Source organism: Paenibacillus sp. Y280 (genome assembly GCF_056786335.1).
This window is the reverse complement of record NZ_JBXCIW010000009.1, coordinates 39,501-63,033: the sequence shown is the minus strand read 5'-3', so window position 1 is coordinate 63,033 and position 23,533 is coordinate 39,501. Positions and strand designations below refer to the sequence as shown.

16 protein-coding genes are annotated in these 23,533 nt (G+C 45.3%); 14 read left to right on the top strand and 2 right to left on the bottom strand.

Annotated elements, in window-relative coordinates:
* Nucleotides 1-10 precede the first annotated feature (10 nt).
* The 8 genes from AC1TPC_RS14045 (at nt 11) to AC1TPC_RS14010 (ending at nt 12,156) form a co-directional block, all read left to right on the top strand.
* Nucleotides 11-841 carry a carbohydrate ABC transporter permease gene (locus tag AC1TPC_RS14045; RefSeq protein WP_482067454.1) on the top strand — a complete coding sequence of 277 codons (831 nt, stop codon included), beginning with the start codon at nt 11-13 and terminating at the stop codon, nt 839-841.
* Between the two features lie 44 nt (nt 842-885).
* Nucleotides 886-2,766 carry a sensor histidine kinase gene (locus AC1TPC_RS14040; RefSeq protein ID WP_482067453.1) on the top strand — a complete coding sequence of 627 codons (1,881 nt, stop codon included), beginning with the start codon at nt 886-888 and terminating at the stop codon, nt 2,764-2,766.
* Nucleotides 2,763-3,566, top strand: a complete 804-nt coding sequence (locus AC1TPC_RS14035) for a response regulator transcription factor (RefSeq protein ID WP_482067452.1) — start codon at nt 2,763-2,765, stop codon at nt 3,564-3,566. Before AC1TPC_RS14040 ends, AC1TPC_RS14035 begins: the two co-directional genes overlap by 4 nt.
* 109 nt (nt 3,567-3,675) lie before the next feature.
* Nucleotides 3,676-3,744: a histidine kinase gene (locus tag AC1TPC_RS14030; protein ID WP_482067528.1), complete on the top strand. Its 69-nt coding sequence runs from the start codon at nt 3,676-3,678 to the stop codon at nt 3,742-3,744.
* A gap of 238 nt (nt 3,745-3,982) precedes the next feature.
* On the top strand, nt 3,983-5,773 hold the full coding sequence (locus AC1TPC_RS14025; RefSeq protein ID WP_482067451.1) for a sensor histidine kinase: 1,791 nt from the start codon (nt 3,983-3,985) through the stop codon (nt 5,771-5,773).
* 163 nt (nt 5,774-5,936) lie between these two features.
* Nucleotides 5,937-7,298: an ABC transporter substrate-binding protein gene (locus tag AC1TPC_RS14020; protein ID WP_482067450.1), complete on the top strand. Its 1,362-nt coding sequence runs from the start codon at nt 5,937-5,939 to the stop codon at nt 7,296-7,298.
* Nucleotides 7,299-7,316: 18 nt separating this feature from the next.
* Nucleotides 7,317-8,942: a response regulator transcription factor gene (locus AC1TPC_RS14015; protein ID WP_482067449.1), complete on the top strand. Its 1,626-nt coding sequence runs from the start codon at nt 7,317-7,319 to the stop codon at nt 8,940-8,942.
* 55 nt (nt 8,943-8,997) lie between these two features.
* Nucleotides 8,998-12,156 (top strand): beta-N-acetylglucosaminidase domain-containing protein, encoded by a 3,159-nt coding sequence (locus AC1TPC_RS14010; protein WP_482067448.1) that lies wholly within the window; start codon nt 8,998-9,000, stop codon nt 12,154-12,156.
* Nucleotides 12,157-12,285: 129 nt separating this feature from the next.
* Here AC1TPC_RS14010 and AC1TPC_RS14005 read toward each other — a convergent pair whose 3' ends face one another.
* Nucleotides 12,286-13,710: an aminotransferase-like domain-containing protein gene (locus AC1TPC_RS14005; protein ID WP_482067447.1), complete on the bottom strand. Its 1,425-nt coding sequence runs from the start codon at nt 13,708-13,710 to the stop codon at nt 12,286-12,288.
* Between the two features lie 116 nt (nt 13,711-13,826).
* Between AC1TPC_RS14005 and AC1TPC_RS14000 the strand changes: the two genes are divergently transcribed.
* The gene (locus AC1TPC_RS14000; protein ID WP_482067446.1) at nt 13,827-14,732 is read left to right on the top strand and encodes a DMT family transporter; all 906 of its coding nucleotides are present in this window, start codon (nt 13,827-13,829) and stop codon (nt 14,730-14,732) included.
* A 108-nt stretch (nt 14,733-14,840) separates the two neighbouring features.
* Here AC1TPC_RS14000 and AC1TPC_RS13995 read toward each other — a convergent pair whose 3' ends face one another.
* On the bottom strand, nt 14,841-16,991 hold the full coding sequence (locus AC1TPC_RS13995) for an alpha-amylase family glycosyl hydrolase (RefSeq protein WP_482067445.1): 2,151 nt from the start codon (nt 16,989-16,991) through the stop codon (nt 14,841-14,843).
* 399 nt (nt 16,992-17,390) lie between these two features.
* Between AC1TPC_RS13995 and AC1TPC_RS13990 the strand changes: the two genes are divergently transcribed.
* From AC1TPC_RS13990 to AC1TPC_RS13970, 5 genes are read left to right on the top strand one after another with little or no spacing between them, the layout of a single operon-like run.
* Entirely contained in the window at nt 17,391-19,181 is a 1,791-nt protein-coding gene (locus AC1TPC_RS13990) for an alpha-glycosidase (RefSeq protein WP_482067444.1), read from the top strand.
* Between the two features lie 4 nt (nt 19,182-19,185).
* Entirely contained in the window at nt 19,186-20,226 is a 1,041-nt protein-coding gene (locus tag AC1TPC_RS13985) for a zinc-dependent alcohol dehydrogenase (protein WP_482067443.1), read from the top strand.
* Nucleotides 20,227-20,260: 34 nt separating this feature from the next.
* Entirely contained in the window at nt 20,261-21,451 is a 1,191-nt protein-coding gene (locus tag AC1TPC_RS13980) for a sugar ABC transporter substrate-binding protein (protein ID WP_482067442.1), read from the top strand.
* Nucleotides 21,417-22,097 carry a dihydrofolate reductase family protein gene (locus AC1TPC_RS13975; RefSeq protein ID WP_065385434.1) on the top strand — a complete coding sequence of 227 codons (681 nt, stop codon included), beginning with the start codon at nt 21,417-21,419 and terminating at the stop codon, nt 22,095-22,097. The genes AC1TPC_RS13980 and AC1TPC_RS13975 overlap by 35 nt, the downstream gene beginning before the upstream one ends.
* Nucleotides 22,098-22,128: 31 nt before the next feature.
* Nucleotides 22,129-23,499: an MATE family efflux transporter gene (locus AC1TPC_RS13970; RefSeq protein WP_482067441.1), complete on the top strand. Its 1,371-nt coding sequence runs from the start codon at nt 22,129-22,131 to the stop codon at nt 23,497-23,499.
* Nucleotides 23,500-23,533: the final 34 nt, after the last annotated feature.

Sequence of the window (23,533 nt, the reverse complement as noted above, 5' to 3'; positions counted from 1 at the left end):
GAACAGGAGGATGATACAAGTGAAAATCAAAAAAACGATTGTCCGGGCTTTTTTGGCCCTTCTAATAATAACACAAGTATATCCATTGCTATGGCTTGTGTTGTACTCCTTTAAGACTAACGAGGAAATATTATCAAGCACCTTCTTTGCCCTTCCACAAGTTATGAAATGGGAAAATTACACGAATGCATTCGTTAACGGCCACTACTTGCAATATTTGTGGAATAGCGTTATTGTGACAGGGGTATCGATGATTATCACATTGATACTCGGCGCCATGGTTTCCTATGCAATTGCCCGTTTCAAATGGAAAGCATCCAAAATCGTCATGCTTGTTTTCTTGGTCGGTATTATGATACCGACACAAGCGACGCTGATTCCGCTTGTTGTATTGTTTAATAAGCTGCATATTATGGACACGCATCTATCGCTTATTTTGCCTTATATCGCATTCTCTGTGCCAATGGCTGTCTTTATTTTGTCCGAATTTTATAAAGGAATTCCTCATGAGCTCGAAGAATCGGCAGCAATTGATGGGGCATCCATTTATCGGATTTTTACAAGCATTATTTTCCCAATTACAGTTCCGCCTTTGATGACTGTATCGATCGTAACGTTCATCACCATTTGGAACGAATACATTATGGCGGCTACTTTTATTTCTAGCTCTCATCTCAAAACATTGCCTTTCGGTATTTATAGCTTTGTCGGAAAATATACGACGAATTACGGTGCAATTGGTGCATACTTGATCTTAGGCGTTATTCCTGTACTGATCGTTTACTTCCTCCTTGCTGACAAAATTACGCAAGGCATGGTTGCAGGCGCGGTAAAAGGATGATCCATTGAGATCTGCCTTAAAATGGATTCAAGGGAGATAAAAGCATGAGGCGGGGCAAACAACGGTTTAATCGATTAGGTGTTCGTTTATTTCTATTGTTTGTCGGGAGCTCCTTTATCCTCATGCTTATGTTAACCATGCTGTATTACCAAAGATCGGCAATCCAAGTCAATGACAAAGTAGGAGACGTGGCATTAAAGAGCATGTCGCAAGCTAGCGGTCATGCCGAGCTGCTTCTGAAGGGTTATTCGATATTGGCGAAATCGATTGTCAGCAGTCCGGAGATCCAAACCTATGCGGCACGTGATCAAAAAGACATTCCTTCACTACAGGCTATTAGAGAGCGTACGATAACAAACGCCTTAGGCTCGATTTATTATTCGTGGGATGACATTATTGGCATCTACGTGATAACGGATACAGGAAAAGTGTACAGCTACGGAAGCCGAAATGCACAGGTGATTGACGTTGGCTATAAGGATTCCCTCTGGTACTATCAGATTAAGCAATCCAAAGGGGAGCCTATTTGGCTTGGCGTAAAGGAAAAATCAATTATTGATCAAATTGAACAAAGATCTGTATTCGCATTCGGAAGCCAATTGGTGGACTACACCAATCAGAAGTCGATGGGCATCATACTTGTCGAGATGGAGCCAAAGGCTCTTAATGACATCATGAAAAATTTGGAGTTGTCCAATAATAGCGAATCATTTCTCTTGAACAGCGATAAGGCGTTACTGGCTCATAATAAGCCAGATCACATTGCAACTTCTATTGCGCGTGATATTGCGGATAAACATGACAGCAAGCCTGTTCAGATCATTGACAATGATCGTTATTTAATCGTTAATGGCATGCTGAACAGCAAGGGACTGCAGCTCTTGAGCATAACGCCCAGATCGGATCTCGCTTTTGAGCTCAATCAGACGAAGCAATTTCTTCTCATGATTTTTATGCTGCTGATTTTCTTGTCAATCTTATTGGCATTGTTTGTATCGAGATCGGTTTCCTTGCCGATAAGCCAAATGATTCGTCAAATGAAGCAGGTTGAGCGTGGGGATTTTAATGGTATGATGGAAGTAAAGTCATTCGAGGAAATTAGGGAAATGGCTCAAAGATTTAACCGAATGGTTGATCGGATCAATGGTTTGATAGATCGTATTCGAGCGATATCCGCGAGTGAGAAGAATGTACAGCTTCAAGTTCTGCAAGCACAAGTGAATCCTCATTTTTTGTATAACACGTTGGATATGATTTACTGGATGCTGGAGGAGAAGGAAGAAGAAACGCTTAGCGAGGTTGTCCTTTCCCTTTCTGAAATATTTAGATATAGCAGCAACTGGGAGCATTCATCAAGTGTAAAGCTCCACGAAGAACTCGAACAAATTAAAAACTACGCACTCATTTGCCAAACACGAATGAGTCATCGATTAGAAATTAAAATAGAGATCGATCTCATTTGGCATGAAATAAAGCTCCCGAAGATGATTTTACAGCCGATTGTTGAGAACGCTATCGTTCACGGTCTGGACGAGAAGGACTCGGATGAAGCTGGAGTTGTCCTTATTACATCCAATTTTGATGCTGGGAATCTCTATATTCATATTGAGGATAATGGTGTTGGCATGGAGCAGGACAAGCTTCGGTCACTATTATCCTTACTCCATATCAAGTCTGAGAAGGAGCGCACGTTTGAGAGGAAGACGGCGAACGGGCTCGAGGAAATCCCTGAAGGGCAAGCAGAAGATTTAATCTCCATTGACTTGCAGCGGGAATCCGATACGGGGATTGGGCTGTCTAACGTACACCGACGACTTTTGCTTTGGTATGGACCAGCTTATGGCGTGCAAATCCGCAGCACATTTGGAGAGGGAACGCGAGTATCCATTGTCGTTCCCGCTATTTTGGAGGAGGAGCATTCATGAATATTTTGATCGTGGATGACGAGAAACCGATATGTGACGGTGTGAAACGGACCATTCTCTCCTCCTTTCCGGATGCTTCGATTTTAGTCGCAGGAAACGGGAAGGAAGCGCTGGATCTACTCTCCAAATCACCGGTTGATATCGTCATTATGGACATCAAGATGCCGAAGATGAACGGATTAATGCTTCTGGCAGCAGGCAGGGAATTGGATCAACGTATTAAGTGGATCATCATTTCAGCCCATGCCGATTTCTACTATGCACAGGAAGCGCTCAGGCAAGGAGCCTCCGACTATATGCTTAAACCGATCGGGAAGCAAAAATTGATAGCGCTTATTACAAGATTGCAGGCCGAAATGATTAAGGAGCAAGAAAGATTATCTGCAAAAGAGTTGTTGGAGCTCGAAGAAAAGGCAACAAAGTCAACCCAACTGTTAAAGGATAGCGACAAAGCATCAACAGGAATGATCGACACAGCCATTCAATATATTCATGAGCATTTTCATGAAAATGTGTCGCTCGATAAAATCGCTGCGGCCGTTTTTTTAAATCCAACTTATTTCAGCCTGCTGTTCAAACAAAAAGTCGGTGCTGGTTATAAGGAATACATTACTCAGCTAAGAATGGAAAAAGCCAAGGCATTGCTGCGAGATACAAATCTTAAAGTATCGGATATTGCGGTGCAGGTTGGCTTTAATGATATGCGTCATTTCACGCAGGTGTTCCGAAAATCATGTCAGGAAACACCAACCGAATATCGAATGTCAGAGTCTCAGAAGACTGATCGCACATCACTTTAATTGTAGGTGTGAATCGGGATATAGCAAGCTTAAACCGCCATGCGCATATGGCGGTTTTTTTCTGTTTAGCATCATGGCTGGATGGCAAAGAGGATAAGGCTTCCGCGCGCTGCAAGCGCAAATAAATCCGCATTTTTTGCTGAATACATTAAACTATATAAAGTGGATAGCTATTTAGAACTTAACCTGTCCTATTTTATTCGAAACGGGGTTCTAGGAGGAGTTTCGGTTATTCATAACGGAATTGTCCAACTATTCTCGTTTATGGCTAAATAAAAAAAGGGCTTGCTCGTTTATGATAAAGCTAACGAAGACATCGCGAGAGGGTTTTATCGCAGATTGTCGAATTGAAACGAGAGGCTTCCAAATGCTGTAATTGCTAGACAGGCTCTGAAAATTTAGCTGAAGGGGTCCTTATGCAAAAAAATTTACGCATGTCCACGATACTTAGACTTTTCTTCATTTTAGTCGTCATCGTACCGGTCATATTAATTTGCGCGGTCATTTTGAACATCTATGAGCGGGATATCCTTCAACAAAATACGGGACGGTCGCTTCAGACCTCGCAAGCGGTAGCCTATTCCGTTAGTCAGGAAATTAACCGGATGGCGGGTCTATTTGCTTCAATCGGGGTGGATCAGGATGTCATATTATCGGTGTTTGACGTCCATCACAAGGTGGGCATTGAGAAGCAATTAGCCAGCAATAAGCTGAAAATATTGATCGAGAAGTATACGGCGTCAGTCTCTGGCCGAGTCTTATCGGTCAACTTCTTTTTTGATAACGGCAAATCGTACTCCTATTTAAAAAATATGATGATCGAAGAGTCGAACATCCGTCAGCAGAAATGGTATCACGATACGACGAGCACGCCTAACATCGTCCGTTTCTTAGGCATGCTCCCGAATATGCTGTATGGCAATTATAATCCGTATTTTATGGCCGCTGCGTTGTCCCCGAGCGACCCTAACCCTTTTTCTAAACTAGAGATGATTTTGTTTACGTTTGAGAGCGGCGCTTTCGATCGTATTTTGCAATCCCGTGATAATTCCGAATCGGTTCTGCACATCGTAAGCGAGAAAGGTGAAATTATCGCATCCAATACGATTGTGGATAGAGGCAGCTTGATTCCTGGCAATTGGAAAACGAAGATCGGTCATGAGGAGAAGGGCTCTTTCGTCGATGATACAGAGGGCAAGCGCAAATTAATAACGTATGCTAGAGTGGATAATTCGAATTGGTATATTGTGCAAATGCTTCCTTATAAGGATTTGCTCGAAAATTACAGAAGCGTTAATTCGTTTGTATGGTTTCTTGCGATTTTGATCATTTTGTCGTTTGTGCTCGTTTCCTTCTATCTCGTATCCAATGTCACGGAGCCGATCAGCGCGCTGCTCCGTCAAATGGTCCGCGTTACCGGCGGTGACTTAAATGCAAGATATACCGGTTCGGGAAGCTTGGAAATGGTGCGGCTTGGCCATTCCTTTAATTTAATGACGGAACAGGTTAAGGAGCTGATTGATCAGCATGAGCAGCAGGAGATCGAGAAGCGCAAAGCCGAATTTGCCGCTCTTCAGTCCCAAATCAACCCTCATTTTCTGATCAATACGTTAAATTCGATCAAGTACATGGCTTTAATCAGCAAAGCAGACAATATCCGCAATATGACGCATGCCTTAACCCGTTTGCTCGCCTCTTCGTTTAATCGCGGCGGTCTGCTCACAACGATAGAGGAAGAAGTCGACCACCTGAAGCATTATTTATATATTATGGAGATTCGATTCGGAAGGTCGATTCAGACGGATTGGGATATCGACAGCAACATTTCCCGCCATTATTTGCTCAAGCTGCTGCTGCAGCCTATTTTGGAGAACAGTATTATCCATGGACTGAAAGAAATCGATTATCCAGGAAAAATCGATGTTGCCATTCATGCGGCAGATGACGATTTGATCATTACGATCGCAGACAACGGGGCGGGCATGCCAGATGAGCTGATTGCTCAAGAACAGGAAAAATCGCCTAGCTATGCTTTTAGCGGGATGGGGAATCGAAATGTGCATCGTCGCATTCAACTGCATTATGGCGATCGTTACGGTTTGCAATATGAGCCCAATTATCCGCATGGCACGAAGGTGAGAATACGGCTGCCTTTAATTATTGAACCGGATGAGGAGGAAATGGCGGACATTCCTTTTAGGAAGTAAGCAAGAGTTGGGCTGGTGGATGAGTGGAAAATGATGCATAAAAGATCATGTATGAACCAAAAAGGTCATATCGCTTTGTCTATTTACCGTGTAAGATGGCAAATAGAGCGCTGAAAGCGCCAACAAGTCTAATCATATTTAAGCATCATAGGGAGATAAATGAATGAGATTGAGAAAAGGAGTAGGTTCCGCCTTAGTCATCAGCCTTATTTTTATAAGCCTGCTTGCCGGTTACATCGGCTATAACAAAATCGAAATCAATAATAAGGTTAATTCATTTGGCTCACATGATACACGATCAAAAAAGGCATCCAATCATAATCAGCCGGTCAAAATAAAATTAGGAATATGGGAATCCAAGACGGATATTGCCTTCTGGACGGAAAAGGTAAAGGAATATTCGGTTGTTAAACCGAATGTAACGGTCGAAGTAGAAACGATTCCGGATAACAGCGGTCAATATTTAAAGGTGCGATTGGCGGCAAATGATTTGCCCGACTTGTTCTATTTGAAACCAGGCCATCTCACGACCTATAAAGATTCACTCCTATCGCTGGATAAATTGAATGCGACGGGCAGAAATCGGTACCCGGCCAGGCTGGATGGGCATATACTCGGTTTGCCGCTTGTGTCCTTCTCGGAATACGTCTATTATCACCCTAGTATTTTTAAAGAGGCTGGCGTAGAGGTGCCGCAAACCTATGACGAGTTTATGGCTGTATTGAAGAAAATCAAATCACATGGCCAATATATACCGATTGCGATCGGGGGGAAGGACGACTGGACCTTTTATCCCTTTATCGAATTCGGCCCTCCTATATTGACGGAGGATGAGCAATATTTGGCTAATCTTGCGAAAATTAAAAGGCCGTTCGGAGCGGGCTCGGGCTTCGAGAAAGCAGCGAATATGCTGAGGATCATATCAGAAAACAAGCTTGCAGGAGAAGATGCGCTAGCGATCGGGTTCGACCAAGCGACGCAATTGTTTCAAACGGGCAAAGCAGCGATGATTGCTCTAGGGCAATGGTATTATACCGATCATATGTCGAAGGTGAATTCGGAAGATGCGGATATCGATGCCTTCGCCTTGCCTTGGAGAGCAACGACTAATGAGTCGCTGCAAGCTGTCACCATGCCCGATCAATATTTGGCGATCAACAAAAATTCCAAAAACACGGAAGAGACGATAGCATTTCTGGAATGGATGTTCAGCCGAGATGTTTATCAACAATATATTAACTATTCTCAGAACTCTTCCACCTTGAATGATGTGACAGCTCATCTGCCCTTCTTTAATGAGGTGAACAACCGGCATCCCTTCAATCCGTTTATGTATCAAGGGTCGGATGAGAAATTTGTGAAGCTGAAAAACGCAGCGCAATATGACGAGAAGAAGATGGCGCAGCAAATTTTTGCAGGCGCTTCCGTAGCTGATATTCTCAGTAAATTGAATGAAAATTGGAGTAAGGCGGTTGAATACGTCGAGAGCAACAATATCCATTTTCCATTATATTTTGACAGGTGATATCAAAAAGGGGGAAATATGATGGCGAAATACCAAGCTTTCATTATTGACGACGAACCTTTAGCTAGATTGGCACTACGGGAGTATATTTCATTAGCTTCAACGGACATCGAAATTGCCGGGGAAGCCGGTGATGGGGAAGAGGCGTTAACGCTGCTGCGGGAACGTCAGGATATCGACATCATTTTAGCCGATATACAAATGCCGAGGATGAACGGAGTGGAGCTGCTGAAAGCGCTCCGTGATGCTTCATTATCCCGCGAGCCGCTGGTCATTATGCTCAGCGCGTACGGCGATTACGGTTATGTGAGGGATTCGTTTGTTCTTGGCGCCTTCGATTATATGCTTAAAGCGAAATTGGACGAAGCGTATATCGCGCCTGTGCTGCACAAGACGATAGCGGAATTAAACCGGCGGCAAAGCACTGCAGCTGCAGCATCCCCCGCTCAGGATGAAGAGGAAACGGTGTGCGCAATCCTTCACCGGCTTTCCTTATCGCATGCTTCAAATCTACCTTCATACGAGCATGATGAGGAGCTTAGGCAAGGATTGGAATTTGTCAGAAATCATTTGGGAGAGAAAAATCAAGAGGTAGCGCTTATCCGATTATCGGAGGTTGTACCCTTCGAGCATGTTCACCGCATGGTGCTGCAGACGATACGAACGGTGACCAATAGAGACCGGAATGAAGGGGTATGCCGCGTATGCCGCCAAGATGATCGCCATTACACTTTATTTTTTACGTTTCCCGAGCAGTGCAGCACACTAGCAATACGAAGGCTGACCCAAAGCGTATTAACCGATGTGAAAATAAGGCTGCGCCAGTTTTTGAATCTTAATCTATCGATTGGAATCAGCGATGTCGCAAGCGGCGTCATGCAATGGAACCGGTTGTTCAGACAAGCTGAACGGCTGTCTATTCTTAGCTACTATCATGGTTATGATCGTTTATTATATCCAGAGGCGGAGCTGCCGTATCGAATAGAGGAGGACGATTGGAAGGAGGAGTGGGCGTCATTTAAGCCGGAGCTGCTGCAAGCTTTAAAGGAAGCAGAACCTTCGCTTTGGAAGCAGCGGCTGCAGCAAGGCTTAGAGCGGCTGGTCGAGCGGTTTCCCTCTTCGCCCGATGATATCAAGTCAGCGCTGAGTGACCTAATATGGGAGCTGGGATCGCTCATGCACCAAAATGGCGTATCCTGGGAAAAGTTCCATGAGCAGTTTCCGCATCCGATGGAGCATGTTCGGAATTTGGAAACTTGGGAAGAGACCATTCATTGGGTTGAGCTGTTTTTGGAGAAGCTGCATGAGAAATTGCATCCCAAATCACCATCCACAGCTGGCTGGCTTAGCCCGGTTGTCGCGAGAGCGAAGTCGATTCTTGAGAATCATTTTGACGAGGATATTCATCTTTCCAATATTAGCGAGATGGTCGGCGTCAGCGAGAGCTATTTAAGCAAGCAGTTCGCAAAAGAGACCGGTGTTAACTTCATTTCTTATTTGACGAATTTGAGAATTGAGAAAGCGAAGGAAGGTCTAGAAAACGGCTTGAAAATATATGATGTCGCGGAAAAAGTAGGGTACGTCAACCCTGAGCATTTCAGCAGGATTTTCAAGAAAGTTACCGGACTTAGCCGGCGAATATGAAGTCAAGCTGAAGTTTAACGAGGCGCCGACAAGGTTTGGTTTAGTCTATCGTTATGTGGACAGCAGCAATTACAATGTCATCCAATACGATACGAGCAGCTGGGGCTGGGATTCCGTGAAGGGCGGCGTAGAAACCTACGGCAATATTGCTTCTTCGAGTCCAGCCTTTGAAGCAGGCAAGCAATATACGTTTAAGCTCCATTATGTGAAGGACAGCGTGGAATTGTTCATTGACGGCAACAGCGTTCTAAGCACCAGCTTGCCGAGCGTGCCTACTGGCGCCCCAAAGGATGCCCATGGCAGAGATCCATATGTGTGGTTGAACTGGCCGGTGAATGATTATAAGGATTCGAGACTTATGCTGGGCAAGGGGGAAGTGCTAACCCCCGGTGCTCATAATATTTCAGGTGTTGTATCCAATCCAATGGGGCATGCGGAGCTATCCAAAATTGCGTTATTCGCCATTGCCGATTATACATGGAACGTGGATGATTTCAACAGCGATGAGAGCTGGCGGAATTCCTTCGATTACGTTGCACCGGAGGCTGCTTCCGAGCTGAATGCGGTTGCCTACCATATGAGCGATCCGTCGCCAAGCGGGCATGGATTGCAGGTGGGGGAGTCGGAAAATGTAAAGGCCGAGCTTGAGCAGTTTCTTAGCCGGTTTGCGAATGAGCAATCCGTTGAAGCGGTCGGGCAGACCTTGATTGCCGAATTTGATCATGTGCTGAAGGCCATCGCAAAGTTTAAAGAAAAAAGTCAAAATCCGGGTATGCTGGAGGAGATTGACCCATGGCTGAGCAGCCTGCGCTATGTTGTGGAGTCAAGCAAATACGCGGCTCAATCAGCAATTGCGCTTCAACAGGGAGAGGTTGGCTCCGCATGGGAAGGACTCGCTAAAGCGACAAATGCGCTGTCTGAGTCGAAGAAGATTAAGATCAAAAAGTTAAACTCTCCCGATGTTACAGTAGAGGCGGGTGCGAAACGGCTCGTTCCTTTTGCCGAACAATTAATTAGCAAGCTGGATGCGCAAATTTATACATCGATTGACCCTGAATTTGTTATTCCGCTTCCGATGAGCTCGTACGGCTCGCCAGCGGGACTGAATCGAATGATTGATGGAGACATCAGCACGTCTATTTATTTCCAAACGCTGCAAAAAAACGGCGACTGGTACGGGATCGATTTTGGCAAAACGATTAAGGTTTACGATGTTGCGATCACGCAAGGCAGAACCGACACGGATCATGATATTTTCCAGAGGGGTATTCTTGAATATTCCAATGACAAGCAATCCTGGACGGCAATCGGAGAGGAAAGATCAGGCTTTAAAATCGTTGCTGGCGGACTCGATTTGGAAGCGAGATACGTCAGATACCGTTTGACGCATGCGGGAACTCCCGGCGGAAAGCCCGACTTGTGGACAGCGATCAGAGAATTTACGGTTAATGCGGATAAAGGAAAAGCAGCGATCTATACGAATGTGGAGGAGCTGAAGCAAACCGCTGTCATGGCTGCTAATGCATCCGCTGAGCTAAATGGCATAGGCCAAATGACGCTGGAGCCTTCCCAATACGTAGGGATTAAACTGCCGTCTATTGTGAAAATATCCGATATTTCTCTCGAAAGCACAGCGCAACAAGCTGTGCTTGAATCCTCGGAAAATGGCGTTGAATGGCAAGCGGTAACCGATGGAGGACCGTATAGCAAAGCCGCATATATCCGATTAATAAACAAAGGGAATGATCCTATTCCATTTGATTTGAGCCGATTAACGATGAGGATGAATACGTATTCCGAGCCTGTCGTCACTCATAATTACGAGAGCGTCTATCAAGGAGCGCTTCAGGATATTTTTAACGGGAAGCTGGAGAGCAAGGTTTGGTTTGGCGGTGAGCAAAGGCTTGGCAAATATGTTCAAGTCGACCTGGGCGGCATTATTAATGTACAAAACGCAGCTGTTGTTATCGGAGACGGTGAAGGGGATTATTTTCGGAAAGGCGATCTTCAGCTGTCCTTAGATGGTCAAAACTGGGAAACGATTCATAGCTTTAACAATCCGAATGATCGGAGTCTGAATTTCCCTGAGCATGAGGTTCCATTCCGATTTAAGAGAGTTCAGGTGGATAACAAGCCAGCTCGGTACATCAGGCTGATCTCTACCGTAAACGACGCTACTTGGCTTGCTCTAAATGAAATCCTTGTCAATGAAGGCTTGCCAAACACAACAAAGGATAACCCTTCTATTCAAGCAAGCCCGCAGGGTCCGCTCGGAAATGAAGCGGATTATGCCATCGACCATAGGCTGTCAACCTTCTATACACCAGTGGCGCAGTCGGAATCGGGAATTCTGAATTACAAGATCTCGAATGAAACAGAGCTAAGCAAAGTCATTATTATGCAAAGCCCGCTTGGCATTTCGAATGCGGAGGTTTCGATAAGAGACCTGAAGGGTTGGCATCAAGCGGGGGTGTTATCACAGTCGTACAACGTTATTGACACGTCCAAATACGCGAATGTGCTGGAGGTTAAGCTTGCTTGGGACGGAGCAGTAAAGCCGAAGATTCATGAAATGATACCTGTGAAGAGGGATGGCGGAGTTGTGGTTCCCGAAGGGGCGTATTCGGAGTTAACGGGTGACGCGTCTGTCGCAGGAGGCCAGTCATTCGGCTTGAAGCTTGGCTTAAAGAGCGTGACGGAAAGCGTCTATGCGCTTGACGTTACGCTGGATTATGACGCGAGTACGCTTGAATGGGTGTCCTCGAAGTCGCTGAAAGAAGGAGTGACGCTGCTGCAAGCGGCGAAGCATACTTCGGGTCAAATCAGGCTTCTAATGGTCAGCGAAGGACCAACGAAAGCGATTACTAGCAATGTACAGCTATTAGAGCTGACGTTTAAAGCAAAGACAGTGACTCAGACGACTGAAAGCAGCATAAAGGTATCTAAAATGATGATGGGCAATGACCTGGGAACGGAGACGGAAGCGGCACCTTCAACCTTCCGTATTCAAGTAACGTCGGTACCTGCAGGCATTCCTGGTGACGTGAACAATGATGGCAAAGTGTCGATTGGCGATCTCGCCATTGTAGCCGCAAATTACGGCAAAGACACAAGCAGTCCGGACTGGGAGCAAGTAAAGCATGCCGATTTAACAAACGACGGTATGATCAATATTGACGATTTGGCGCTGGCTGCGCGGAGGATTTTAGAGTAAAAGGCTAGGAAGCGAGGGAAGTGTCTCAAAAGGACTAAACTCGCTAGAGAAGTAGTTCGGATTGAATAAAAAAGTGAAATGATGGCGGTGCAGGGGCTATTCCTGTACCGCCATCTTCCCTTCAATACCCTAGTATCTCCGAGCGATATCTGCAAGACGCCTTGCTCCATCTCGCAATTGCCCCTCATTGACAAACGAATAGCTGAAACGTATCCATGATCGCATTTCTCTGAGCGGATCACAGATAATACCGGGAATAAAAGAGATTGACTGCCGGATGCTTTCGTTCAAAAGCTCTTCCACAGGAAGCGCTTCGGGAAGCTTCAGCCACAAATTAAAGCCACCTTTTGGACTGGCCCAGCTCCATCCGGTAACAGACAGTTCCTCCTCAACAATTTCTTTTCTGATTTGGAGAGCGATGCGCAGCTTATCTAAGTGTTGTGTCATCCGTTCTGACTCGAAATAATGCAAAAATATTTTCTGATTGACCAGCGGAGTGCCGTTGTCAGCCAAAGATTTTGCGATAATTAGCGGCTTTATGACAGACTGACGACCGATGACGGCACAAATGCGCAGACCAGGCGATATATATTTACTGAAGCTGCGGAGATACACAACCCACCCATCTGTATCGTATGAGAAAAAGGGCTGAGGAGGCGGCTGATCAAAATACATTTCGTGAATCGCATCATCTTCTATCAGCAAACAGCGGTAACGTTCAGCCAGTTCAACAAGCAGCTTACGCTGGGCAGCAGGAACCGTATATCCTGTCGGGTTATGAAAGGTAGGATTCATATAAAAAATACGGGGGCGATATTGTTTCATGAGCATTTCAACTTTCTCCAAATCATAGCCGCTCGGGTAAATGTCGACAGGGAGAAACCGTGCCCCTTGCTGGCGGAAAATATCGAGCGCAGCGCTATAAGTAGGTCTCTCTACCAAGATGTAATCCATGGGTTTAATGTAGACTCTGGCTATTAAGTCAATCGCTTGTTGTCCGCCAGTCGTAATGAGCAAATCGCTTTCTGTCAGTTGAAGACTGTGATTTCGCATCAAGTAGCGGGAAAGGAACTCACGAAGCTCTTCATCCCCTTGTACACTAGAGTACGTTCCCATTAATTTTGGATAAATATCAAAAACTTTTTTCACATATTCGGATAGATATAGATTCGGCAGCAAATTCGGATCAATGAGCGATTGGGAGAATTGATAAGTAACAGGTATCTGTTGAATTTCTGACAAGGAATTTTTGAGCAAGCTGGAAGAGGCTTGAGGGCTAATGTCCATAGGTTCGGATATAGCCTCTTTCGGATTGTCTGGACTTACATAATAACCTGATTTCTCCTTAACATAGACCTTCTCGTTTTGTTTCAATAACTGATAGGCTCGAAATACCGTTAGCCGATGTATCTTGAGATCTTGGGCGAGCAGCCTGATTGAAGGGAGCTTGTCATGAGCTTTCAACTCTCCACGCTCTATCTTGGTCATTATATAATCGTATGCTTCTCTGAAAAGCAGCTTGGTAACATGCGTGGATGATTGTACCTTCTTCATTATTTCTCCTCCCCCTTAGCGTTTATTATATATCATGCTTCGGCCATCTGTTCTGCTATTATACATCTGTTCTATTCATTGCGTTGTATGATACGTAGCAAGAGGGGGGAGCATCCATGATTTTTATCAATTACTTGCTCATATGTTTCATTTTTGGCACGACTTTTTTGGCCATAAAGATAGGGGTTGACGCTTCCACGCCGCCGTTCTTCTCAGCGGGAATAAGGTTCTTTGCTGCGGGTCTGCTACTGTTTCTTTGGCTGGTATGGAAGAAAAAAGCAAGCTTATCTCTGTTCATTCGCAAAGAAATGTTACTGACTGGAATAGGTCTGACGTTCGGTACATTCGCGACTCTGTACTGGGCCGAGCAATATGTCTCATCCGGTATCGCTGCCGTTTTATCAGCTACGGCACCTATGATCATTCTCGTGCTGCAAGTTCTTGTCATGCGGCAGAAGGCGTCAGCACGCTCCGTATTCGGATGTATGGTTGGATTCGCAGGAATCGTCATATTGCTGCTTCCTCGCCTGACCTTGGGACATGATATATGGTGGATTAACGGCTGCATCGCTATTTTATTCGGACAACTCTTTTATGCATCAGGCACCCTATATTCCAAACAAGTCATTCAACGTTTCCCGCAAGCATCGCCTATTGCCCTAAACGCGGTTCAGATGATTTGGGGAGGACTGCTGCTTCTTATTCTGTCATCGGTAACAGAACAAGTGGACGTCCAGAGCATGTTAACGACAAAAGCAATCGGGTCATTACTCTACTTGATTGTTATCGGTTCAATGGTAGGACACAGTCTTTTCTATTGGCTGATTGCCAAAACAAATCCCATCTTTCCGGCTACTTGGCTCTATATTTCACCGACAATTGCCCTCATACTTGGGGTTCTATTATACGGGGAGACCATTACCTGGTTGTCGATAATAGGAGTGTTTACTATTATCGCTGGAACGATTTGCGCCAATCTGGACAGCTTGAAGCTATTGATTCATAAGAGGAGAACATGTTAGAGGGTCTGTCAATCCCTTTAAAAAATAATCCCGCAAGGAACATCATCTCGAATAGATGAGTCCTGCGGGATTTTTGTTGCGGCTCTAGTTGATTAGGATGTTAAGCGATTACCATCCAATTGTAACTGTAGCAACTCCGCTTGCTGGAGTAACGAATGTCTTATTCGCTCCGCCTTGGAAAGTGACTGTCGAACCATTTTTCTTGAAGTACTTGTATTCTAAAGTCGTATTTGCTGGTACACTCACATCAAAGTACCAAGTTGGGTAAGAATAGATGACTTGATTGTACATTGGGCCAATCGCATTATTCGTATCCCATCCGCCAAGTTCTGCTACATTTCCAGCAAGATAAATGGCTTCGCCAGGGACAGTTGTAGCGTTGTTTACTACGAAACGAACGGTTACCTGAGTGCCTGTAAGCACGTTGTAGCTAGCAACAGCATTGCTGTCTACAGACGCTGCTGTACGGATCATCACATTGTATTTGCCCGCTGCTACGCTTGGAACGATAACATTAATTTGTGTATCTTCCCATGAAGTGATATTAGCGCCAGTTACAGCAGTTGTTCCGAAAAATACGGTTCCTTTTGTTGCGCCAAAGCCTGTTCCGTCGATTGTTACAGTGTTTCCTGCTTTGCCCATTTCTGGACCGAAGTTTCCGATTTGAGCAGGAGATGCTGCTGTGTATTGCCATACGCCAACTGCGCCTGCAGCAAGCGAGAAGGTATTAACTGCACCACCGCTTGCAGCTGTTATGCTGTTGCCGTTCAGCGTTCCGCCAAGAACATCGGCATACGTGCCTGCTGCCAAAGAAGTAAGCAATCCGTTGATGGAAGCACTTGAGCCGCCACGGTTAATAGCAACTACAGCAACATTGTTGCCGAATTTGCGCTCATAAACATATACATCGTTGTTGATCCAGCGCTGCTGCGTCGAACCATAAGCCATTGCGGGGTTCGATTTGCGAAGCGGTGCCAGCTTACTAATGACATTGTATGCCGTTGTTGTTTTGCTGAAGGAATTCATCATGCCGCGATTGTTAGGATCGCCATTGCCTGTCAAATATTGTTCTGTACCGTAGTAAATACCAGGAACGCCGCGTGAAGTTAGAGTGAATGCAAGCGCTTGTTCCAGCTTGCGGCCGGATGCACCTGTTACTTGGAAGCGGTCTAAATCATGATTGTCGATAAAAGTAACTTGATCGGCTACTTGCGTATAACCAGACGCAGTGCCAGAGATCATAGTGTCCAAATTATACATATTTGCTGTATTGTCGCGGAACACTTGGCGTACCTTCTGACCGAACTCAAAGTCCAGCAAGCTCATGCCAGAATGATTAGCGAAGCTGTAATTCTCTTGGCTAATTTCGTTAGTTCCAAGGAACCATTCCCCGAAAGTAAATACAGGCTTGTAATTATGAATATAAGACATCCAGCTCTTCTGCCAGCCGAAAGGCATATGTTTTACTGCATCAACACGAATGCCGTCAATGCCCATATCCAGCCAAAGCTTAATGGAATCTTTAAAGTAAGTATCGATTGTGTTGCTGTTATGGCTAATATCGGCAAGATCGTACAAATTGCGGTAAATGCCGTCTTCTGTGGACGAGAAGTTTGTTCCTAAATTGTGATGGAAGATGCCGTTAGTATCGCCTGTGTAGCCTGCAACTAATGTTCCATTATTGTAAAGCCTGCCGTTATCGGCAAACGAAGGATCATCTTCTGATGCAGGCGAGGTATGATTTGGTGCAAAATCGATGACGATTTTGATGTTTTTGGCATGCGCTGCATTGATCAGATTTTGAAAATCCGTCATGCTGCCAAAAGCAGGATTCGTCTTTTTAAAATCGCGTGCCCAATATCCATGATAGGGAGTATTGTGAACACCAGAGTTTGTGATAACAGAAAAAATATTTTCAACCGGCTGTGAAATCCAAAGTGCTGTAATACCCATATCGGTAAAATAGTTGTCGTTAATTTTGTTTACGATACCAGCCCAGTCTCCGCCGCAATAGACGCGCATGTTGGCACATCCTGCAGAGAAAGCGTTTCCTGTCGGATTGTTAGCTGCGTTGCCGTCAGAGAAACGGTCGGTTACGATCTGATAAATGACATCCGTAGAGAAGTTTTGTTTGTTTTGAACAGATGTAGCTGGTGCTGACTCAACAATAGATTTACTGCCGATAGGCGTAAGCAGGGCAAGTGATAGCAATAGAGCAAATAGCAGATAAATGACGGGTCTCGAAATTTTTTGAGCCACTAAGAACACACCTTTCTTTTTTTGTATTCGCTTACAATTTGTTGGATGTTGCTTGAAGCCGTTATTATTCCCCCCCATATTTGACTTTGTTCCCAAAACAAAAACAACCCCGGAGCGTTCTCTTAAAAAAGAGATCCGGGGTTGTTCTTAAACCGCATAACGGTTCAAAAAGGCATAGCCCTTATTTTGGAAACCTTCGTGTTATGCCTAATATTTTATGAGTGAAATGCGTTGATTGTCAATAGCCTGTGTGGATTTTTTTTTTAGTAAATAACATATTGAATTTACAATTTTTTGATGCTATACTCAATCTCAAATGCAGGCAATGCTACTGAAAAGTACAACCTCGGCTAAGTCGAGGTTGTGCTTTTTTTTTGTTTCAAGAAAGAGGTGAACGGATTGAACGTAGAGGCGCTGTACCATAGACACAAGCAAAATTGGGCGTTTATTTATAAACAAAATGTCGTTTATTTAAGGCTGCGGACGATGAAAAATGATGTCGAAAGTGTTCAGGTCTGTTATGGGGACAAGTATAACTGGTACAAGACAGAACAAAAGGCTGATATGTACAAGCTGCTGTCTGATGCACTTTATGATTATTGGGAAGTACAAGTACAGCCCATATTCGGCAGGCTTAGCTACCGGTTTCTGCTGCATGCAGGAGATCAATCGCTGTATTATGCGGAGCGTTGGTGCAAGGAATATGCGGCAGAATATGATTTTGGTAATTTTGAATACCCCTATGCACATGAGAGGGACAGGATCACTCCACCGGATTGGGTGAAGGATGCTGTATTGTATCAAATTTTCCCTGATCGATTTGCTAATGGTGATCATGCTAACGATCCAGTGCAGACCGAGCAATGGGAAGAGACATCTACGAAACTTAATTTTTTCGGCGGTGATTTGCAAGGTGTTCTAGATCGGTTGGATTACTTGACGAAGCTTGGCATTACATGTATTTACTTTACTCCATTGTTCCAGGCGGAGACGAATCATAAGTATGATACAGCAGATTATTATAACGTAGATCGTCAGTTTGGCGATAATGAATTGTTAAAAAAGCTGGTGGATGAGTGCCATCAACGAGGCATTCGAGTGCTGCTTGATATTGTGTTCAATCACAGTGGACATACGTTTCCGCCATTTGTCGATGTGATGAAAAATAAGCGGCTATCGCCTTATGCGGACTGGTTTATATGGAGGGATGAATGGAATAAGCAGAGCGACGCACCGGCGTATGAAACGTTCGGTTACGAAGCTAACTTACCAAAGTTCAACACGTCAAATTCAGAATTGATTGAATATTTAGTTAATATAGCAGTGTTTTGGCTAAAAACATGTGATATTGACGGATTCAGGCTCGATGTTGCGAACGAAATTGATCATCGGTTTTGGAGAACGTTTCGAGATTCGGTAAAAGCGATTAAGCCGGATGTGTATTTGGTTGGTGAAATGATGCATGATGCGATGGCTTGGCTGCAAGGGGACCAGCTGGATGCGGTGATGGATTACCCTGTTCGTTATAGCGCTATTCAGTTTTTTGCTGCTCGTCGAATCGATGGCAAGGAATTTGCTGATACCGTAAGCGCCCAAATGGTTGCTTATCCGCTGCAAGTAGTGGAGGCGTCCTTCCAGTTGCTAGGGAGTCATGATACAGCGCGAATGCTGACTCTGTGTCAAGGCAATACGGAACAGCTAAAGCAGGCCGTATTGTTTCAATTCACGTATTACGGTGCGCCGTGTATTTATTATGGTGATGAGATTGGGATGAGCGGGGGAGATGACCCAGATAATCGGCGCTGCATGATTTGGGATGAGGATCGTCAAGACAGCCAATTATTTGAGTTCTATCAACAAATGATCGTTATGCGCAAGCAATATTCAGCACTTCGTTATGGTGGATATCGGTTTTTGCATGCGGAAGCGGGAGATCACAAAATCGCTTATGAGCGATGGGATGACAGCGAGCATTTTATCGTAGCGATGAATGTATCCGAGCAAGCCGCAGCTTTGTCCGTTTCGGTAAAGGATACGAATGCTGATGAGCATTGGGTGGATGTGTGGTCAGGCGAGGTGCTGATTGCGAAAGCGGGGATGCTAGCGATGGAACTGCCTGCATTTGGTTATCGGCTGCTCCGACGTCACACGACCCATAACGCAGTGCACAACACTGGAAAAGGAGCGTAATCGAATGGAAGCAATTGTGTGGTCACGGAGCAATAGGCTGGAGCTTATCACCGCTCTGGAGCCTCAGATCGGATCACCTTGGCAAGTAAAGGTTGAAATTGCGATGACTGGAATATGCGGAACAGATCTCGCTGTGGCTGCAGGCAAGGAGAGGGGAGATTATGACGTCATTAGAGGGCATGAAGCGGCAGGTGTTGTCGTTGAAGTCGGGAGTGAGGTTACTAGCATGCGCGTAGGCGACCGGGTAGTCATTGACCCGAACAAAAGCTGCGGACAATGCCGATTTTGCAGAAGGGACAAACCACATTTATGCTCTGGGGTAAATGGAGATGGAATGGCTGTATCCGGCATCACAGAGTCAGGAACGTTTGCGCGTTTTTTCGTAACGGATGAGCAGTTTGTACATCTTATACCGGATCATATGACCTGGGAACAAGCGGTATTCATTGAGCCTTTGGCATGCGTTCTGCACAATTACAATGAGGCGCAAGTGCGTAATGACGATGCTGTACTCGTGCTTGGCTCTGGTCCAATGGGACTGCTGTGTCAAATTGTAGGCAAAAGAAGGGCTGGCTTCGTAGCAGCTACGGAGGTGAATCCCCACCGTCTTCAGCAAGCAGCTTCTGTCGCAGACGTTGCGATTCACCCGGAGCTGTTGAATGAAGCGATTGTCAGCAAATGGTTAGGTGAGCGTAAATTCGACGTTGTTATTGATGCTGTCGGCAATCAATTTCATTCCGCAGAACGTTTTGTTGACAGGGGTGGCCGAATTGTACCGTTTGGCATTCACGCAGGCTTCCAGCATACGTTCAAACCGACGAGCTATTTGCAGCAAGGGATTAAGGTGATTGGAGCAGGTGAATATCTGAATACGTTTCAAGACGCGCTAAAGCTTGCTTCGGAATTGAATGAGCTAGACGGCATGGTTACGAAGAGGTACCGACTTGATGAGCATGAAATAGCAATTGCGGAGCTGCTGAACGTAAGCAAAGCACAAGAGAGCGGGCAAGTGAAGGAAACGATGAAAACCGTATTTATTCCTTGAGATACAAATGGATTAAAGACAAGGGGATGATGAATTGACGGAGCTTGTTATTTGGCATGAATTTGATGGGCAAGGAGATACGTCTATTGAAGTGCTTGAGCAGCTATGTGAAAAATTCGAGGAGCAGCATGGCGTACACATTAGGCTGGAGTCGATGAGCATTACGGAGCTGGGGGAGCGAATAAAGCATATTTATCGGACAGGAGAAGGGCCTCATATGGCAATCGTCCCTTCAGACATGGCGTCATACAAGGAAAGTGCTTTGTTGTCTGCGGTTCCGCTTGCTTGGTATGAGGGGATTATTGGCGAGCATGTTTTGCAATCGATGCTGGTGGACGGCTATCAAGCAGGATTGCCTATTCTGACAGGCAACCATCTAGCTTTGTATTATAATCGCGGGTTGTATACGAATCCGCCACTGGATTGGCAGGAGTGGAGCGAGCGTTCTGCGGAGCTGAATGACAAAGGAATTACACCTGTTGGAATAGATATCAAGCAGTCGTACAGCTTCATCCCGTTGCTGACAGCGTTTGGCGGCTGGCCGATGCAGAACAATAAACCGAGTCTAGGTACCCCTGAGATGGAGGCGGCTATCGCCTACGTTCAAAGTCAACGAGAAAAAGGCGTATTAAAGAGCTTTGACGGTGCGACCGAGCTGCTGGAGCAGTTTGTAGCTGGACAAATCAGTGCAATTATTACGGGCGAGTGGATTTACAACTACTTGCAGCGCGAGATGGGCGATGAGCTGGGAGTTGCACATTTGCCTGCGATTGCTGGCAAAGCTTCCTTTTCGATGTCCTCTTCAATTGGACTTATTTTCCCCAACGATTCCATTAACTCCAGTCTTGGCGACGATATTCGCAAGTTTGCTGCGTTCCTGCTGGAGGATGAGAGCCAGCTTGCTTGGGCAGAGCGGGCACAGCGAATTCCTGTACGGACGGGAGCGATGGAGAAGCTGCAAGCGACAGCAGACCCGAACAGACAAAACTTAATGGTGATGGCGAACGCGAGTAGACCGATTCCGGTCAGCCCGTTCATGATTGCAGCTTGGGTAGGTTTGGAGGCAGGTCTAGCGGAGCTAGAGCAGGGGAATGCTGAGGGCGCTTGTCGCAAGATGGTGGATGTGTCGGAGGAAGTTGTGGCGCAGATCGAGCAGTTTTTGCATGAAAAAAATGGGGAGGATGAAATGAATGAAAGTAACCGTGTTCAGCCAAGTGTCCATTGATGGCAAATTAACGTTCGGAAGCGGGTATTCAAGCAAGGAATTGTTTCAATTGTTTACGCAGGAGGATATGGAGTTCATTCATCGCTTTCGTGGGCAAGTGGACGGGATAATGGTCGGCAAAAATACGATTTGCACAGACAATCCCTTTCTAACGAATCGTTATGAAACGGGAAAAAATCCGGTTCGTCTCGTGCCGACAAGAACGATGGATTTGCCGCTCGACAGCAATATTTTTATGGACGATGAACGTACCATTATGATTACGACAGAGCAAGGAGCAGACGAAGAGAAGAAGGAATGGATTCGGAGCCGGGGCAAAGAGGTGATCGTATGCGGTCAAGAGCTTGTCGATTTCGGTAAATTATTCCCTTTACTAGAAAAGAATTATGGATTCCGTCATTTGATGGTAGAAGGGGGAGGCATGCTGAACTGGCATGTGTTTGATCTTGATTTAGTTGATGAAATTATTTTGATGCAGCTTCCAATCATTATCGGCGGTGCCTCAAACATTTCGCTCGTAGACGGCCAAGGCTACAATGATTTGTCGTATACGAAAAAATTTGAAGTAGCAGATATTCAAATAAAAAGAAATTATACGTTAATGCGTTATGTAAGATCAGAAGCAGCGAATGAATGGATAAGCTGATAAGTTAACTTCTTAGGAATGAGGCACGAACATGGGTAAAGCCGAAAGTAATAGTTTTTATAAAACACTTCTCCAGCTGGCTGTTCCGATTACGCTTCAAAGCTTAGTGATGTCATTGCTGTTTATGACGGATCAGGTGATGGTCGGACAGCTTGGCGATACCGCTATTGCAACGGTAGGTATTGCGAGCAAAATTAACAGCGTTGTATCGGTTGTATTAGCTGGACTTGCTGGTGCGCTTTCGATTTATGTGGCGCAATATTGGGGCAGCAAGGATCGGAAAAGCATCTCGCAGCTGCTTGGCCTTGGACTCGCTATTGGTCTCGCATTATCGCTAGTGTTCGCAGCAATAATCATTGCCAAACCAGACTTGTTATTGTCCTTGTTTACGAAGGATAGCAGCATTCTTAGCAATGGGCGTATTTATTTGCAAATTATTGCAATTAGCTTCGTTCCAGCTATGCTGACGATGTTGTACTCTGCAATGCTGCGGAGTACAGGACATGTGAAGTTTCCTATGTATATTAGTTTATTTACGGTCATTTTGAATATTGTGTTGAATTATTTGCTCATCTTTGGTCATTTTGGCTTACCGAAATTAGGGCTGGCAGGGTCGGCTTATGCCACCTTAATCTCACGTGTAGTTGAAAGCATGCTTATTATTGGGTCCGTCTACAAATATCGTCTGCCTGGCGGCACGTCACTTAAAGAGCTGTTTAGCATTTCAAGGCCGCTCGCAAACAAGTTTCTCATTACGATGTATCCGCTTGTACTGACTGAATTAGTATGGGTTTTAAGTGAGGCTGTTTATGCGATTATTTACAGCCGCATGGGCACGGTTGAAATGACAGCGATGACGATTACGTTCCCGTTACAAGGATTAATGATTGGCTTATTGACCGGTATTAGCGGGGCTGCTGCTGTTATGGTTGGCAATAAGCTCGGAGCTGGTGAACCTGTAATTGCGCAACAATATGCTAAGCGGCTCATTCGGTTTGGTATTGCTGCCGCATTTGTATTAGGTGTGGTGATTGCTCTAATTGCGCCGCTTTACACGAAATTGTTCCAGGTATCCGCAGAAGCAGATCAGCTTTCCGTTTATATTTTGTGGGTGTTCGCAGCATTTATTTGGGTGAAGGTTGCCAATATGATTATGGCTGGAGGCGTGTTGCAAAGTGGAGGCGACAGCAAATTCGTCTTTGCAATGGAATCGACCGCTACGTGGCTGGTCGGTGTACCGCTTGGCTTGCTGCTGTCCGTTGTATGGAAGCAGCCGATTTTCTGGGTATATTTTTTCCTCTCATTAGAAGAATTAGTTCGGTTCGTCATTGGCTGGCAGCGGCTCCGCTCAGGTAAGTGGGTACGGAATTTAACGACTAGTGAGGAAAGCATATCTGCATAGATGTCGCCAACATGATGCGCAAAGGAGGGATTAA

Excerpts from the sequence above, each read along its gene's own strand:
- AC1TPC_RS13970 (WP_482067441.1), top strand. The coding sequence starts at position 22,129 with ATGGGTAAAGCCGAAAGTAATAGTTTTTATAAAACACTTCTCCAGCTG.
- AC1TPC_RS14035 (WP_482067452.1), top strand. The coding sequence starts at position 2,763 with ATGAATATTTTGATCGTGGATGACGAGAAACCGATATGTGACGGTGTG.
- AC1TPC_RS13975 (WP_065385434.1), top strand. The coding sequence starts at position 21,417 with ATGAAAGTAACCGTGTTCAGCCAAGTGTCCATTGATGGCAAATTAACG.
- AC1TPC_RS14000 (WP_482067446.1), top strand. The coding sequence starts at position 13,827 with ATGATTTTTATCAATTACTTGCTCATATGTTTCATTTTTGGCACGACT.
- AC1TPC_RS14005 (WP_482067447.1), bottom strand. The coding sequence starts at position 13,710 with ATGAAGAAGGTACAATCATCCACGCATGTTACCAAGCTGCTTTTCAGA.
- AC1TPC_RS13985 (WP_482067443.1), top strand. The coding sequence starts at position 19,186 with ATGGAAGCAATTGTGTGGTCACGGAGCAATAGGCTGGAGCTTATCACC.
- AC1TPC_RS14045 (WP_482067454.1), top strand. The coding sequence starts at position 11 with ATGATACAAGTGAAAATCAAAAAAACGATTGTCCGGGCTTTTTTGGCC.
- AC1TPC_RS14015 (WP_482067449.1), top strand. The coding sequence starts at position 7,317 with ATGATGGCGAAATACCAAGCTTTCATTATTGACGACGAACCTTTAGCT.
- AC1TPC_RS14020 (WP_482067450.1), top strand. The coding sequence starts at position 5,937 with ATGAGATTGAGAAAAGGAGTAGGTTCCGCCTTAGTCATCAGCCTTATT.
- AC1TPC_RS14040 (WP_482067453.1), top strand. The coding sequence starts at position 886 with ATGAGGCGGGGCAAACAACGGTTTAATCGATTAGGTGTTCGTTTATTT.
- AC1TPC_RS14025 (WP_482067451.1), top strand. The coding sequence starts at position 3,983 with ATGCAAAAAAATTTACGCATGTCCACGATACTTAGACTTTTCTTCATT.